This window comes from Polynucleobacter sp. AP-Ainpum-60-G11 (assembly GCF_018688375.1).
GTDB lineage: Bacteria > Pseudomonadota > Gammaproteobacteria > Burkholderiales > Burkholderiaceae > Polynucleobacter.
Genome location: NZ_CP061318.1, coordinates 977,149 through 992,598 on the forward strand (window position 1 = coordinate 977,149; position 15,450 = coordinate 992,598).

The 15,450-nt window shown below is 45.1% G+C and carries 20 protein-coding genes; 7 read left to right on the forward strand and 13 right to left on the reverse strand.

Going from position 1 to position 15,450, the window contains the following annotated elements; genetic code table 11:
* From FD971_RS05060 to FD971_RS05085, 6 genes are all read left to right on the forward strand, one after another.
* Positions 1-549 carry a septation protein A gene (locus tag FD971_RS05060; RefSeq protein WP_215333205.1) on the forward strand — a complete coding sequence of 183 codons (549 nt, stop codon included), beginning with the start codon at positions 1-3 and terminating at the stop codon, positions 547-549.
* On the forward strand, positions 546-830 hold the full coding sequence (locus FD971_RS05065) for a BolA family transcriptional regulator (RefSeq protein WP_215333206.1): 285 nt from the start codon (positions 546-548) through the stop codon (positions 828-830). The genes FD971_RS05060 and FD971_RS05065 overlap by 4 nt, the downstream gene beginning before the upstream one ends.
* Before the next feature lie 52 nt (positions 831-882).
* Positions 883-1,677 (forward strand): peptidylprolyl isomerase, encoded by a 795-nt coding sequence (locus FD971_RS05070; RefSeq protein WP_371743012.1) that lies wholly within the window; start codon positions 883-885, stop codon positions 1,675-1,677.
* 90 nt (positions 1,678-1,767) lie between these two features.
* The gene (gene gloA / locus FD971_RS05075; RefSeq protein ID WP_215333207.1) at positions 1,768-2,154 is read left to right on the forward strand and encodes a lactoylglutathione lyase; all 387 of its coding nucleotides are present in this window, start codon (positions 1,768-1,770) and stop codon (positions 2,152-2,154) included.
* A gap of 13 nt (positions 2,155-2,167) precedes the next feature.
* Positions 2,168-3,340, forward strand: coding sequence for a GNAT family N-acetyltransferase (locus FD971_RS05080; RefSeq protein WP_215333208.1), 1,173 nt, complete (start codon positions 2,168-2,170; stop codon positions 3,338-3,340).
* Positions 3,337-3,585, forward strand: a complete 249-nt coding sequence (locus tag FD971_RS05085; protein ID WP_215333209.1) for a DUF1289 domain-containing protein — start codon at positions 3,337-3,339, stop codon at positions 3,583-3,585. Before FD971_RS05080 ends, FD971_RS05085 begins: the two co-directional genes overlap by 4 nt.
* Positions 3,586-3,590: 5 nt before the next feature.
* On the opposite strand, the gene FD971_RS05090 is transcribed toward FD971_RS05085, so the two are convergent.
* Entirely contained in the window at positions 3,591-5,198 is a 1,608-nt protein-coding gene (locus FD971_RS05090; protein WP_215335222.1) for an ABC-F family ATPase, read from the reverse strand.
* A 101-nt stretch (positions 5,199-5,299) separates the two neighbouring features.
* Positions 5,300-6,010 (reverse strand): queuosine precursor transporter, encoded by a 711-nt coding sequence (locus tag FD971_RS05095; RefSeq protein WP_215333210.1) that lies wholly within the window; start codon positions 6,008-6,010, stop codon positions 5,300-5,302.
* A 94-nt stretch (positions 6,011-6,104) separates the two neighbouring features.
* On the opposite strand from FD971_RS05095, the gene FD971_RS05100 reads away from it, so the two are divergent.
* Positions 6,105-7,283, forward strand: a complete 1,179-nt coding sequence (locus tag FD971_RS05100) for an acyl-CoA dehydrogenase (RefSeq protein ID WP_215333211.1) — start codon at positions 6,105-6,107, stop codon at positions 7,281-7,283.
* Here FD971_RS05100 and mnmH read toward each other — a convergent pair.
* The 11 genes from mnmH to soxX are packed head-to-tail and all read right to left on the reverse strand — an operon-like array spanning position 7,280 to position 15,435.
* Positions 7,280-8,353: a tRNA 2-selenouridine(34) synthase MnmH gene (gene mnmH / locus FD971_RS05105; RefSeq protein WP_215333212.1), complete on the reverse strand. Its 1,074-nt coding sequence runs from the start codon at positions 8,351-8,353 to the stop codon at positions 7,280-7,282. The two genes, FD971_RS05100 and mnmH, sit on opposite strands and share 4 nt — an antisense overlap.
* An 8-nt stretch (positions 8,354-8,361) precedes the next feature.
* On the reverse strand, positions 8,362-8,781 hold the full coding sequence (locus FD971_RS05110; RefSeq protein WP_215333213.1) for a thioesterase family protein: 420 nt from the start codon (positions 8,779-8,781) through the stop codon (positions 8,362-8,364).
* A gap of 18 nt (positions 8,782-8,799) precedes the next feature.
* Positions 8,800-9,144, reverse strand: a complete 345-nt coding sequence (locus FD971_RS05115; RefSeq protein WP_215333214.1) for a TIGR01244 family sulfur transferase — start codon at positions 9,142-9,144, stop codon at positions 8,800-8,802.
* A 59-nt stretch (positions 9,145-9,203) separates the two neighbouring features.
* Positions 9,204-9,602: a DUF6691 family protein gene (locus FD971_RS05120; protein ID WP_371743013.1), complete on the reverse strand. Its 399-nt coding sequence runs from the start codon at positions 9,600-9,602 to the stop codon at positions 9,204-9,206.
* 36 nt (positions 9,603-9,638) lie between these two features.
* Complete coding sequence (locus FD971_RS05125; protein ID WP_215333216.1) at positions 9,639-10,076, reverse strand: YeeE/YedE family protein; 438 nt, start codon at positions 10,074-10,076, stop codon at positions 9,639-9,641.
* 22 nt (positions 10,077-10,098) lie between these two features.
* Entirely contained in the window at positions 10,099-11,220 is a 1,122-nt protein-coding gene (locus tag FD971_RS05130) for a YeeE/YedE family protein (protein WP_215333217.1), read from the reverse strand.
* A 21-nt stretch (positions 11,221-11,241) separates the two neighbouring features.
* On the reverse strand, positions 11,242-11,556 hold the full coding sequence (locus FD971_RS05135; protein WP_251368581.1) for a hypothetical protein: 315 nt from the start codon (positions 11,554-11,556) through the stop codon (positions 11,242-11,244).
* A 60-nt stretch (positions 11,557-11,616) separates the two neighbouring features.
* Positions 11,617-12,549, reverse strand: coding sequence for an MBL fold metallo-hydrolase (locus FD971_RS05140; protein ID WP_215333218.1), 933 nt, complete (start codon positions 12,547-12,549; stop codon positions 11,617-11,619).
* Positions 12,550-12,573: 24 nt separating this feature from the next.
* Positions 12,574-12,999 (reverse strand): DsrE family protein, encoded by a 426-nt coding sequence (locus FD971_RS05145; RefSeq protein WP_215333219.1) that lies wholly within the window; start codon positions 12,997-12,999, stop codon positions 12,574-12,576.
* Positions 13,000-13,021: 22 nt separating this feature from the next.
* Entirely contained in the window at positions 13,022-14,752 is a 1,731-nt protein-coding gene (gene soxB, locus FD971_RS05150; RefSeq protein WP_215333220.1) for a thiosulfohydrolase SoxB, read from the reverse strand.
* A 44-nt stretch (positions 14,753-14,796) separates the two neighbouring features.
* The gene (gene soxX, locus FD971_RS05155) at positions 14,797-15,435 is read right to left on the reverse strand and encodes a sulfur oxidation c-type cytochrome SoxX (protein ID WP_215335226.1); all 639 of its coding nucleotides are present in this window, start codon (positions 15,433-15,435) and stop codon (positions 14,797-14,799) included.
* Positions 15,436-15,450 lie beyond the last annotated feature (15 nt).

The window sequence follows — 15,450 nt, forward strand, 5'->3', positions numbered from 1 at the left end:
ATGAAATTTCTATTTGACCTTTTCCCCATCATTCTCTTTTTTATCGCCTTTAAATTTGGCGATATCTACACTGCGACTATCGTAGCTATGGTGGCTACCATCGGTCAGATTTTGTGGGTCTATTACCGTCATCGTAAAATCGACGCAATGCAGTGGGTTAGTCTGGTCATGATTCTGGTATTTGGCAGTCTAACCATCTTCTTGCATGACAAAACATTTATTCAATTGAAGCCAACGGCTCTTTACTGGCTATTTGCAGGGGCTCTTTTTATCAGCGCACAGTTTTTTCAAAAGAATTGGATTCAGGTTTTAATGGGTAAGCAAATTACCCTTAAAGAGCACAGCTCTAAATCAGTTTGGCATCAAGTGAATATGGCATGGGCAACCTTCTTCTTCTTTATGGGAGCTCTCAACCTTTACATTGCGTTTGAGTATTCAGAAGAAACGTGGGTCAACTTTAAGCTCTTTGGCAGCACTGGATTGCTCGTGGTTTTCGTCATTCTTCAAGGAGTTTGGCTCAGTCGGCATATGGAGCATCCGGCAGAATGAGTATCAATCAAGACCGAATTGCATTATTTGAGGCTGATCTCAAAACTGTATTTAAGCCGCTCCAGCTGCATATTGAAGATGAAAGCCATCTTCATGCAGGTCATGCAGGCGCGGCATCTGGTGGTGGCCACTTTAAGCTTACGATCGTCGCCCCTGAATTTGAGGGATTAACCAAGGTAGCTCGTCATAGGGCTGTCTATGCCGCCTTGAGTAAGCACTTTCCCGACTCGATTCATGCCCTTACCATCTTGGCATTCACACCTAGTGAAAGCACTAATTAGCCTTAGATTGCTTTAAGATTCTCTTTTACCCATTACTTCTATTGCCAAACTCATGTTGAATACACGCCAAATTTTGACCATTAGCGCTTTTAGTGCTGCACTTCTCTCCTCAGCCGTTTACGCACAAAATGCTGCCATTGTGAATGGCAAAGCAATTCCTAAAGCGCAATTGGATAAATTAGTACAAAAGTCCAACCAACCCGATAATCCGCAAGTGCGAGATCAGGCAAGAGAAATGCTGGTGACTCGCGAACTTATTTTGCAAGAAGCGAATAATCGTGGCGTGATGCAAAAAGAGTCCGTACGCGAGCAACTTGAACAATCCAAAATGGGTATTGTGATTGCAGCAGTATTTGAAGACTTTGTTGAAAAAGAAGGTGTTGCAGAGTCTGAATTAAAAGCCGCTTATGAACAGGTTAAAACTCAGTACACCGGCAAGGAATATCACGTCGAACATATTTTGGTAGAGAAAGAAGCAGACGCCAAAGCTATTACCGCTCAAATTAAAGCAGGTGGCAATTTTGAGCAAATCGCAAAAGAAAAATCCAAGGACCCTGGTTCCGCTCCGAATGGCGGAGATCTCGGTTGGGTAAGTGATAAAGCGCTCGTACCTGATTTCTCTAAAGCAATGGTCCAACTCAAAAAGGGTCAAATTACTGACAAGCCGGTAAAGACTCAATACGGCTGGCACATCATTAAATTAGATGATGTACGTGATGTCAAGGCGCCAAGTATGGAAGAAATTAAAGACCAGCTTAAGCAAATGATCACGGCGGACCAAAATTGGCAAAAAGCCAAATTTTCTGAGCTAATGCAAAAGTTGCGCGCTAAGGCAAAGATCCAATAACAACGAAAAGCTCTACCCCAAAACCCAGGCCAATCCCCTGGGTTTTTTCTTGCCCAACGAGAAACGACATTTACCTTTATATTTGAAAACATGATGATCCTTCACACCATGCTGAGAGTCGGCAATATGACTCGCTCGATTGATTTCTATACCAAGGTTCTGGGAATGAACTTGCTGCGCACTACTGAGCGACCAGAGCAGAAGTATTCGCTAGCATTTGTAGGCTTTGGAAAAGGCAATGCGGATGGCCAATCAGAACTTGAGCTCACTTATAACCATGGGGTCGATAGCTATGACTTAGGTAGCGCCTATGGACATATCGCAATTAGCGTTCCTGATGCTTATGCTGCGTGTGACAAGATCAAGGCCGCCGGTGGCAATGTGACTCGTGAGGCTGGTCCCGTGATGGGTGGTGACACCATCATTGCCTTTGTTACCGATCCAGATGGTTACAAGATCGAATTAATTCAGCATTGAATTTACATCTCAGTTGAAACAAGATGCTATCCAACTTCGAGTCATTCAGAGTCTTTCAGAGATTGGTGAGGATGCATGGGATGCACTACTCACGACTGATGCTGGCCCATTTGTAAAGTATGCGTTTTTAAATGCACTAGAAAAAACGGCTTGTGTTGGTGGTAATACCGGATGGCAAGTTGCTCATCTGCTGGTTGAGGATGCCAATTCCAAGCTTCTAGGTGCAATACCACTGTATTTAAAGCAGCACTCATATGGGGAGTTTGTCTTTGACTGGGCGTGGGCTCAAGCCTATGAGCAAAATAATCTGCCTTATTACCCCAAGGCGCTCTCCGCAATTCCCTTTACTCCAGTACGTGGACCCAGGTTGCTTGTATCGCCAATGGCTGATAAGGGCGCCATTCAAGAACTATTAGTATCTGGCTTAAAAACTTTAGTGACCCAAAACACACTGTCCTCCGCTCACATTCTTTTTCCAGAGGATGGTGAACTAGAGGAACTCAAGAGGCAAGGGTTTATGTTGCGTGACTCAGTGCAGTTTCATTGGCATAACGCGGGATATCAGGATTTTGAGCATTTTCTAGCTGCCTTAACCATGAAGCGTCGCAAGAATATTCGACGAGAACGTGCCGCAGTAGAAAGCCAACGAGTTCACTATCGGCATATTCCAGGTGCAGAAGCCACGACTGGTGATTGGAGCTTCTTTTATCGCTGCTATGAAAACACCTATCTTGAACATCGCTCATCACCCTACCTAACAGAAGAATGTATTCAATTGCTCGGCTCAACCATGCCCGAGAATCTACATCTGATTATTGCCACTCAGGAAGAAAGGCCGATTGCCTCATCATTACTAGTTGTGGATCAGCTTACAAAAACAGCATATGGGCGCTACTGGGGTGCTATTGAACACATCCCCTGCCTACATTTTGAGCTTGCCTACTACCAGACAATTGAGTATTGCATCAAGGCGGGCATTCAACTATTTGAGGGTGGCGCTCAAGGTGAGCACAAGATGGCTAGAGGTTTTTTACCTACTACCCTGCAGTCTGCTCATTGGATTGCGGATGCAGGTTTTGCCAATGCAGTAAAGCGATTCTTGGAACGCGAACATGAAGGTATGGCTGCTTATGTGGATGAGCTCGAACAGCACATTCCTCTGAAATCGACTAAAGTACTGCCATGACATCATCCAATATCAACCCGCCAGAGCAAGCTGGAGCCAATTCTTTAGCGGTTGGTGATGATGCGTCTGATTCTCCATGTATTGGAGTCTGCACTACGCTTTATGACGAAATTTGCCAGGGCTGTGGCCGCACTCTTGGCGAGGTCAGTAATTGGGTCTTTTTTAGCCAAGAAGAAAAAGACTCTGTATGGAAACGCATCCGTGCCGATGGCACTGCAATGCGATTCCAACGACAAGCCAAATAGAATTATTAGCCTGCTAAAGCCTGGCTGCGCAAATACTCTTCATAAGTTCCAGAGTAGTCAGCGATGGTTCCATCCATCTTCACTTCGAGGATGCGATTAGCCAAAGCTGAAACAAACTCGCGATCATGAGATACGAAAATGAGAGTGCCCTCATATTTCTCAAGCGCAATCTGCAAACTCTCAATAGATTCCATATCCATGTGGTTGGTTGGCTCATCCATTGCAAGAACGTTATATTTTTGAAGCATCAATTTGCCCCAAATCATTCTGCCCTTCTCACCACCAGATAGCACTTTGACGGACTTGCCAATGTCATCGCCTGAGAATAGCAAGCGACCTAATGTGCCACGAATTACTTGGTCATCGTCACCGCCATTACGCCAGTTATTCATCCAATCCATGAGCAATTCGTCTTTTGCAAACATCTCCGTATTGTCTTGAGGCATAACACCTACATTGGCGTTTTCTGCCCATTTCACATCACCACTATCCGCAGCAATTCCATCAAAGCGTTTGCTCAAGATGGTTTTCAACAGCGTCGTCTTACCAGCGCCGTTTTGTCCAATGATGGCAATCTTTTCACCCGCACGCACACCTAACTTAAAGTTTTTGAAGATAGTGCGGTCATAGGCTTTAGTGAGTGCATTGCACTCAACAGCCATGTTGTGCAGTTTTTTCTCTGCATCAAAACGAATAAATGGATTCTGGCGTGAAGAAGGTTTAACTTCAACGATCTCAATTTTCTCCAGCTGCTTTTGACGTGAAGTGGCCTGACGCGCCTTCGATGCATTTGCAGAGAATCGAGCTACGAAAGCCGCTAACTCGGCAATTTTTTCCTTGGCTTTAACGTTATTGCTTAATTGTTGTGTTCTTGCTTGAACGGACGCCAGCATGTAGGAGTCGTAATTTCCTGGGTACACCTTCAGTGTTCCATAGTCCATATCCGCCATATGCGTGCACACTTCATTAAGGAAGTGGCGATCATGGGAGATGATGACAATCGTGCTCTTGATTTGATTAAGAATATCTTCAAGCCAATGAATGGAGTGAATATCCAAGTTATTGGTTGGCTCATCTAAGAGCAGAACATCTGGATCAGAGAACAAAGCTTGCGCCAACAATACGCGCAATTTCCAGCCGGGAGCCACGGCGCTCATTGGTCCGTTGTGTTGCTCAATCGGAATGCCGATACCTAACAGCAGCTCCCCTGCTTTTGCCTCTGCCGTATAACCGCCGTACTCAGCATATTTGCCTTCAAGCTCAGCAGCCTTCATGTAATCTTCATCAGAAGCTTCTGGGTTGGCGTAAATAGCATCACGCTCAGCAGCTGCTTTCCACATCTCTTCGTGACCCATCATCACGACATCCAGCACGCGCACATCTTCATATGCGAACTGGTCTTGGCGCAATTTACCTAAGCGAATTCCGGGATCCAAGCTTACGTTTCCACTGGTAGGCTCAAGCTCGCCACCCAAAATCTTCATAAAAGTGGATTTACCGCAACCGTTGGCACCAATCAGGCCGTAGCGATTACCGCCGCCAAACTTTACGGAGATGTTTTCAAACAGGGGTTTTGCCCCAAACTGCATAGTGATATTAGATGCTGACAGCACGGATGTGTTCTTACTTTCTGATAGGTCGATACGAGGGTGCGGATGCAGGTTTTGCATCAAAGACCGTTATTTTAACGGCTAGCGTGCAAAAAAGTCCTAAATTAGACTTTGAGCTTAAATGGTGTGAAATCGGTATGGACGTCAAAGTGATCCTGGTTTTCCTTGCGCTTCAGGAAACCCACCACCCAATAGGTCAATGGGGTAGCCAGAACCTCCCAGGCGGTCTTCAAGACGTATTGAGCGGCAGCTACAGCCAGAACCTCATTAAGTGGCCAGAGGCCGTAAAAAGCCAGCATATAGAACAAGGATGAGTCGACCAATTCACCGCACGCTGTAGAGCCTATTGTGCGCATCCAAAGAAAGCGTCCTTGGGTCAAAATCTTCATTTTGGCTAAGGTATAGCTATTTACAAAACTACCGCACCAAAAAGCGATCATGGAAGCAAGGGCCACGCGCCAGGAGTTGCCAAATACGGTTTCCATTCCCTGCTGATAATTGGCCATATAAGACCCGGAAGCAACCGGTAGGGCAATTACGGCTTGAGCCATGATCGCGGCAAAAGCCAGAGCCATAAAACCTGCCCAAACCGCACGTCGGTCATAGGCATAACCATAGACCTCGGTCAAAATATCGCCAAAGAAATACGCAATCGGAAAAAAGAGGATGCCGGCACCAAAGGTCACTTGGCCAAAATAAGGCAAATCCAAAGTAGCAGCCTTACCAGCGCCAATAAAGTTGGAGCACAAGAGCACTACGACAAAGGCAGTCAATATCAGGTCGTAATAGCGATGGTGACGTCTAGGTGCGTCCATAAGTCGAGAAAAATGGATAATAGAAAGAGAATATCTGCATTCCTGGAAATTCACAGAGTGCACATTAAAAACCTAGACAGGACGACTAAGAACCATGAGCAAAGCTAGCTTCAACTGGGCAGACCCCCTACTCCTTGATACGCAACTGACCGAAGATGAACGCATGGTGCGTGATGCTGCAGCTGAATACGCTCAGGGGCGCCTAATGCCGCGCATTCATGATGCGTTTCGCAATGAAACTACTGATCCAGTCATCTTTCGGGAAATGGGTGAGCTCGGCCTCTTAGGCATCACTATTCCAGAGCAATACGGTGGCGCAAATCTAAATTACGTTTCTTACGGATTAATTGCCCGTGAAATTGAACGGGTAGATTCTGGTTATCGCTCCATGATGAGTGTGCAGTCGTCTTTAGTCATGGTGCCTATCAATGAATTTGGTAGTGAAGCCCAAAAACAGAAATACCTCCCAAAGCTAGCAACCGGTGAATGGATTGGTTGCTTCGGGCTTACTGAACCTAACTTTGGTTCAGATGCTGGCGGCATGATCACCAGAGCTAAGAAGGTTCCTGGTGGTTTTTCATTAACTGGCTCTAAGATGTGGATCTCCAATTCTCCAATTGCAGATGTATTTGTTGTGTGGGCTAAAAATGATGAAGGCTTGATTAGAGGCTTCATCCTTGAAAAAGGTATGAAGGGTCTGTCAGCCCCGAAGATCAGCGGCAAGATGGGTCTACGCGCCTCCATCACTGGTGAAATCGTGATGGATGAGGTCTTTGTCCCGGCTGAAAATGAATTCCCGGAAATTACTGGACTCAAGGGTCCGTTTACTTGCTTGAACTCAGCTCGCTACGGCATAGCCTGGGGCACGCTTGGCGCAGCTGAGTGGTGTTGGTACGCAGCACGTCAATACACCATGGATCGTAAACAGTTCGATCGCCCTCTCGCGGCGAATCAACTCATTCAAAAGAAATTAGCTGATATGCAAACCGAGATCACGCTAGCCCTTCAAGGCTGCCTGCGTTTAGGCCGAATGAAAGATGAAGGCATTGCTGCCCCAGAAATTACCTCCATGATGAAGCGCAACTCTTGCGGTAAGTCTTTGGATGTAGCGCGCCTGGCAAGAGATATGCATGGTGGGAACGGCATCTCAGATGAATATGGCGTAATACGTCATATGCTCAATTTGGAAGTCGTCAATACCTATGAAGGAACGCATGATATTCACGCTCTCATCTTAGGTCGTGCACAAACTGGAATTCAGGCCTTCAGTTAAAGACTGAGTTTTGCGATGAGGTCTCTTGCTGTTTTAGCAAAGGCTTCATCACTGTCATTCTCAAGCTCTACAAAATGATCTTCACGATAGCTTGGAAAATTGCGCACGATTGAGGATTGGTAGGATGGGTCGTAATGCATCACTAGCAACTCCTCGACCAAGCTTTCAAAATCACCTGCATCAATCGCCTCATGCCACTTTCTAATCTGGACTTTGCCATAGCGCGAAGTTAATAAACCCAGCTTTTGCTTAAAGCTTTCTGGGTTAGCTAAAAAGTGACGATACTCGCGCAGCAACCAAGAAACCCGTGTAGCCGTACTGGAGCGCAGTTCAATGCATTGACCTTCGCGAATTCGCTCCATCAGAGGGTCGGGAATATGTAAGCCGCCCACCTTCTTACTCTCAGACTCAACAAAAACAATCTTATTGGGATCCAATTGATTCAATGCATTCCATAGATTAGTCTCAAAGCCTTTTTGAGAGGGTTGCTCAGTATTCGGCTCATTGCCCAATACTGAGCCGCGATGAATCGCTAAGCCCTCAAGGTCCAGAATCTGCTGACCTAATGCGCCAATTTCCTGAAGAATGCGGGTCTTACCGCTCCCGGTCATGCCGGCAATCACCTGAAAAGAAAAATCTTTGGCAGCTTGATCGAGACCATCAATCACAACACGACGAAATCCTTGATAGCCGCTTTGTAGCTGCATGGCTTTCCAACCAACGCGATTAAGAATGTGGGTAAAGGCACCACTGCGTTCACCACCTCGCCAACAGTAGATTAAGGGACGCCATTCCCTTGGAAAATTAATTAGAGAACTTTCTAAGTGATTGGCAATATTGCGTGAGACATAAGCTGCTCCCAGTTTCTTTGCAGCAAACGGCGAGACCTGCTTATACAAAGTGCCAATCTCAATGCGCTCTTCATTATTTAAGACTGGGAGATTGATGGCGCCAGGAATATGATCCAAGGCAAACTCCGCCGGCGACCGAACATCAATAATCGCGTCAAACTCTGCCATCGATGAGGCTAATTTTTCAATACTAAAAATATGGGGATTGCTAGCTTGCAAACAATATCCTAGCGCAGCTTATTGATCACATGATCAGGCCAAGGCGCAGATTTTCCAGTCTTCAACTCAACCCAAACCATGGTTGCGCCTCCGACTGCCGCCATCGTATCGGGCTCAGTAGTCAAAGCCATGGTGGTGTAGACATCCAAGCTTGAACGTCCAATATTGCCGATATAGGTTTTAAGAACCAATTCACCTGGATAGGAAAGCTGTTGATAAAAATTGCAAAAGCCATTCATCATCAACATCGATTCATCGCCAGGAGCAACGCTATAACCAAGAGAGGTAATCCACTCCACCCTAGCCTGCTCCATGTAACGAAAGTACACGGTGTTATTGACATGACCAAATGCATCCATATCTCCCCAACGAATCGGCATGTTCATCTGATGAACAAACTTTTTCTCCTCGGGGATTTCAATACGCATGCGTTGTGAATTAAGGTATTAGCAAACTTGCAAAGCCATTTGATACAAATTGGTAGAGCGCGCACCAGAACGACAAAAAGCCAGAATTGGACCAGGCATTGTTTTTAGTAAACGCGCCATCTCAACAACTTGATCCTGAGTGAATGCACCTGGGATCACTGGCAAGAAGGCATAGTTCAAACCCAGCACTTCAGCTTGCGCCTGAATCTGTGCATTAGTAGGTTGGTCTGGACCACCTTCAAAATCTGGGCGGTTATTGATTATGCTTTTATAACCTTGTTTAACAATTTCGGCTAAGTGGCTTGGATCAATTTGACCCAGGGTACCGAACTGATCGGTATGGCAGGCGATAGGAAGGCTCATCAAAATCTCAAAAAAAGTAAAAGTATTTAAAAGCTAATAGCTTAGATTCTAAAGCAGGCTTACTTTTTGTGGCCCGTAAAGAAGCGATTGCAGAACGCCATGCCGATAAGCATAGACAGTATGAAGACCAAGGCCTTTAGATGGCCAGCGCCAAGAGCAACAATCGCAGGACCAGGGCAAAAACCAGCGATGCCCCATCCAGCCCCAAAAATCAAACTGCCAATCACGAGGGGTTTAGAGATGTCTCTTCGGGTTGGGATGTGTAATGCCCCACCAAAAAATGCTTCGGTACGTTTAGAGACCAAATAAAACCCACCCAAGCCAACCAGAATGGCCCCTAGCATCACAAACATTAAGGATGGGTCCCAGTTACCAGCAAGATCAAGAAAATTCAGAATATTTTGGGGATTGCTCATCCCAGAAATAATCAGACCAATTCCGAATAAAACGCCAATCAAATACTGGCTGTAAAAATTAAAATGTCTTCTCATGATTTATAGACCCAATACATGACGAATGACAAACACGATTAAAAATCCAGCACTCATAAAAGAGACGGTAGCAACTAAAGATCTTGGCGATAGGCGCGATAGACCACAAACACCGTGACCGCTTGTACAGCCGGAACCATAGTGGGCACCAAAGCCTACCAATAGACCGGCAACAATGATGGCAATCCAATCTGCATCAATGACTGTCGTAGTATGCAAATCAAAAAACAGACTCGCCAAAAATGGTGCGCTGAGCAAACCCAATAAAAGGCTAAGGCGCCAGCTCACATCACCTAATTTAGGGCTTAATAAACCTGAAATAATTCCGCTAATACCGAGAATACGACCATGCAAAATGACATACAAAGCTGCCGCTATGCCCAAGAGCATTCCCCCGAGAAATGCAGGTCCAGGTGTGAAGGCCAGCCAATCTATTTGCATATGATTAATCTAATTAAAAAATTTAACTGCAGGGATTAGGTGCATTACGTGACTCTAAATAACGAAGAGCCAAATACGCACCAAAAATGAATCCTGGCAAAGCCAATAAGGAGCCGATTGCCAAAGTTGAGATTCCGCTTAAACCTTGGCCAACTGTACAGCCGAGCGCAGTCACGCCACCGAAACCCATCAAAGTGGCACCAACTAAATGATTGGCTGTATCTTCAGTGTTGCGAAAACTCTCCCAGCGGAAAGACTTGGTCAGCAGAGCAACACAGGCAGATCCTGAAATCATCCCAACAACAGCAGCAATGCCAACAGTGATAATTTTTGAGGTATCGCTATACATCATGAGCCAATCTAAGGAGTAAGCATAAGGAGCAACAAACGATAGACTCTCCATGCGACCAGAATTGGTAACCAAAAAGACTTCCTCCAAAGTGTTTGGATCTTCGGCAACATAACCCAAGCTGCCTGACACCCACCAAATAGTACAAATAGCGAGGCCAACAAAGATGCCGGCAAATAGATTCTCTGCCGTCCAAAAGGCCTTGCTTGCCAATGCATAGGCAATAAAAGCAAAGCCAACAATTAATCCCAGAGCGAGGTGTAAGTTATTGCGGGCAATACCCGTAATTGGACTCAGAATGCTGGGCAAATCCTGTGGTGTATTCAGCGCAATAAATACAGAGTCCAAAGTATTGATACGAATTACGCCCAAGAAACCCCGCATGGTCATGTAAGCAGAAAGTCCCAAAACCATAAACACGATGATGGACTTTAAATTGCCACCACCAATACGAACTAAGGTTTTACTTCCACAGCCAGAAGCAAGCACCATACCAATACCAAATAAGGTGCTGCCTACTATGCTCGATAGCCACAAGAACTTAGTTCCGGTGTACATACTCTTCAATGGGTCAATTACTCCCAAGTAAGACATGAAGGCAAAGCCAACAATAGCAACGCCAATGGCGAGGAACCATTGCTTCAAACGACCCCAACTAGACATAATAAAAATATCGGAAACAGCGCCCATGCTACAAAAACCTGTTTTTTGCATGACAGCACCCAGCAAAAAGGTGATTGCAAAAGTAGCAGCTAAAACTGTTTTGCTAAGCGAGGAAATATCTACCGCATCCATAATCAAAATTCTTTACTGAAATTATTTAAATTTATAAAACTGTTTATTGAGAAAAGCGGTCACATCCGCCTCATCCTCAGGAAAAAGATCAAGACGCAGCTCTGTATTGCACCTAGCGACCATCGACTTTAAATTTTGAAGGTTCTTAACCTTGCTATCGCTACGGGTGTAGATCATATCGCCATTACCAAAACCGGATTTCTTGGCATGACACGCATAGCATTTCTGCTCATCAATTTTTTTTCCATTGGCTAGATCTGGCGTAGCGTATGCGGATAAATGTAGTCCGAGCACAGCAGAAACGGTAAAGCCAAGCTTAATTAATAGTAATTTCATTTGAAATCAGTCATTTAGCGAAGTAAACGACTATTTTAAAGCCCAGATGGCAAATTTGTACTATTCCGACTGAATTGACAGATAGACGTTATAGGCATTCATGCGATTGGCAGCCCTAAATAAGGGCATTCCTTCGTATTCAGACCAATCTGCTTGCTGATAGGCCTCGTCAAAAGGATCCATATTCACGGCTGATTTAGTCATGGATTCTCGTAAATACTTCAGATATTCCCTGGTAAATCGAATGTCTTCAGCAGGATTGATAGATTGGGCGCCATGGCCAGGAATCACGATGCCAGGCTTAAGGGCCTCAATTTCACCCAAGGCTTGCAACCAACCCTTGCTATCGGCATTTCCAACAAAAGGGATGCGTCCACGGAATACCAGATCCCCTGCAAAAAGGACCTTCTCCGAGGGAACATAAATAATGAGGTCTTCAGGCGCATGGGCAGGACCCACTCTACCAATCTGAAATTCAACGCCGCCAATGATGAGCTTATAAGATTGATCTACCCATACATCAGCCCCCAACAGCTTGGTTGAAGCATTGACCCAAGGAGCAAAATCAATTCGAGAAGCAATGAGCCGTTGTTTAGCTGTCTCAGAGGAAATGTAATTCCTACCCTCCCCTTGGGCATAAATTGTTGCACCAATTTTCTTAAACTCTTGAAGACCGTAAACATGGTCAGCATGGTAGTGCGTCACAATGAGGGCAACTATCTTCTGAGGCGTAATCTTTTTAATCTCAGCAATGAGTTTCTTTGCGAGAACAGGGGAACCCAGGGCATCCACTACCACTACCCCTTTTGGGGTGATGACAAAACCAGAATTTGAAATGAAGTTTTGATTCTTGCTGCTACCCATCTCGGCGAAACCCTGCACGAAATAAGTATGTGGCGCTACCTGGATAGGCTTAAGAATTAAATCATCCGAGGCATAAACCGAAGATATAGATAAGAAAATCGAGAACGCGCCAAGAAGAAGCGATCGCATATGAAAGGCCGTCACAGCTAAAAATTATGGCTTTATGTAAGCGAAATGGTTTTGATATTGAAGGTCAGCTACTCGAACAACTCCAGATGGCGTGAAATCAGTATCAAGAATAAATTGATCTTTCTTCAGATTGCGATTCTTCAAAGTAATCTCACAGACCTCAAAACGAACACCGCGGGATTTCAATGCGCCTACTAGGGGAGCATATTCAATTCCATTCTTCTTATCCTTGGCGCCTTCCATCATGATGTCTACGCCATTCGCATGAGTCACCACAATAATTTTTGTTTGCGGAGATACATCTAAATGATTGCGAATGTTACGCAAGCCTTTAATCCCTTGAGACTCAGCATCATCAATGTGATAAACCACTTCAGTCGGCCCGGCAGCATAGGCGCTCAGACCAAAAAGAGCAAAAGAAATTGCAAGACATTGAAGTAATTTTTTCATTATTTATCTCGAATTAAAAAAGTTAGAGTGAAACCATGCCGGGATTATTTTTTACACCCTTAATGATGGGCTCATTAAGCTTGACAGCCTTAACTACCTTCACATCACGTAAATGGCGCTCAATCACATCCCAGATTGGCTCGCCACCTAAATTCCTAGCCTCTTCGCTAACCGGAGCCCAGCCTGCCACTTTGTAGGTTTTGTTTGGATCAATTGCCTTACCGTTTAGACGCATATCGGTAATGCGCTTGCCGGCACTTTCAGCTGGGTCAATCGTATATTGCAGACCACCCACACGCACCATATCACCACCCTGCTGATAATACGGATCTGGATTAAAGAGATTGTCGGCAACGTCTTCCAGAATGGTCTTGATGGTTTCACCACTCATGTTTGTCACTGTCGTGTATGGATAAGTAATTGCCGTTTGATCAAGGAGATTTTCACGAGTAATTGGCTGTCCTGGCAATAAGCTAGTACCCCAGCGGAAACCTGGTGAGAATGCAATCTCTGCATTCTTCTGCGCCATGAGACCACCTAAGATTAACTGGTCAAAGCTACCATTGAAATTACCGCGACGATACAAGAGGCCTTCGGTAGTAGCCAATTTTTCATTCAATTTAGCCTCATACGGAGCCCGAACCTTCGCGATCAATTTATTCATCGCAGGATCTGCAGGAATCATATTGGAGAAGATCGGGAAGAGCTTGTAACGGAAATCAACCGCTTTACCGCCCTTGACATCAAAATCCAATACGCCTAAGAACTTGGTATTCGAACCAGCATTAGTAACCAAAGTTACGCCGCCCGAATTCTTGACCTTCACTGGAATTGGTACGCCATCATGCGTATGGCCACCCATAATCGCATCTAAGCCGGTAACGCGGGAGGCCATCTTCAGATCGACGTCCATACCGTTATGGGATAGTAGTACAACTACTTTTGCACCTTTGGCCTTTACTTCATTGATGGTCTTTTGTAGATTTTCTTCTTGGATGCCGAATGTCCAATCAGGCGTGAAATAACGTGGATTCGCAATTGGTGTGTATGGGAAGGCTTGGCCAATCACGGCAACTTGGATGCCATTCTGCACCTTCATTACGTAGGGGTTAAAGACGGAGTCACCAAAGTCAGCAGTCTTAATATTCTGAGCAACAAAAGAAACTTTGCCCTTGAAATCGCCATTGACGATTTCCATAACGCGCTTTTCACCTAAAGTCATTTCCCAGTGTGGAGTCATAACATCAACACCCAAGAGCAAGGCCGCATCAACCATATCCTGACCATTGGTCCAAAGCGAGGTACCGGAACCTTGCCAAGTGTCACCGCCATCCAATAGCAAAGCGCCTGGGCGACTTGCCTTCATTTGCTTAATCAGCGTTGCCATATGTGCAAAGCCACCAACTTTTCCATAGTTTTGGGCTGCCGCTACGTAATCAAGATAGGTAAAAGCATGGGCATCACGAGTACCTGGCTTAATACCGTTGGCCTTCAAGAAATATTCACCGACTAAGTGAGGTGTTTTCCCTTCTTGGTTTCCAATACCGAGGTTGACATTGGGCTCTCGGAAATAGATTGGCAGAAGCTGGGCATGACAGTCTGTGAAATGCAGAAAATGCACATTACCAAACTTCGGCAAATCATAAAATTTTTGTGCAGTAGTTTGAGCGCTAGCAAAATTGGATTGCAAACTCATACCGCCTGCGGAAGCGATAGCCAAAGCTTGCAAAAACTCGCGACGATTTAAAGACATAGTGTTTCCTTAAGAAAACAGGCCTTTCGGCCTGTTTAGATGTGTTATTTGTTTACAGGTGATTCTGGGTCAAGCAATAAGGCCATGACATCCTGAATTTGTTGCTCGTTTAATAATTTAAAATGGGCAAAACGAGGCATATTGCTGCAAGCGTTGTACGCCTTCGAATTATTAATGCGATTCCAGGTATAAGTCACAACTTCCTTGGAATAGCCGCGTAATTTTCCATAACCCGTCAATGATGGGCCGATATTTCCATAGGAAATTTCTTTAGGATCGATTTGGTGGCAGTTGTAGCAGCCACCACCAATTGGGGTATCTGCTTTATCTGTCCAAGTAGCACCTCGTCCACTTTGTGCAATTTTTTCTCCATTCTTCCAGTCGCCGATATACTTGCCATCAGACGGCTGTTGAATCGAGTCCATATTGATCTTCTGGATTTTCTCGCGCATCGCTTCGCCCTGCTTGCTATTGGCGAATTGAGGATCAGAGCAGAACTTCTGTGTTGCATCTTGATCAATGCGATTCAATCCGGCAATACCTTCAGCTCGGAAACTGTCCTGAATCATCTTATTAAATTTAGGATCATTCTTTTGCTGTGCCAGCGCAGGAGATTGCATCAAGCCAAACGCGGATAGAAATCCAGAAATAGCTAAGAGCTGTTTTAAGTGTGTCTTTTTCATATTCATCATCTCTTA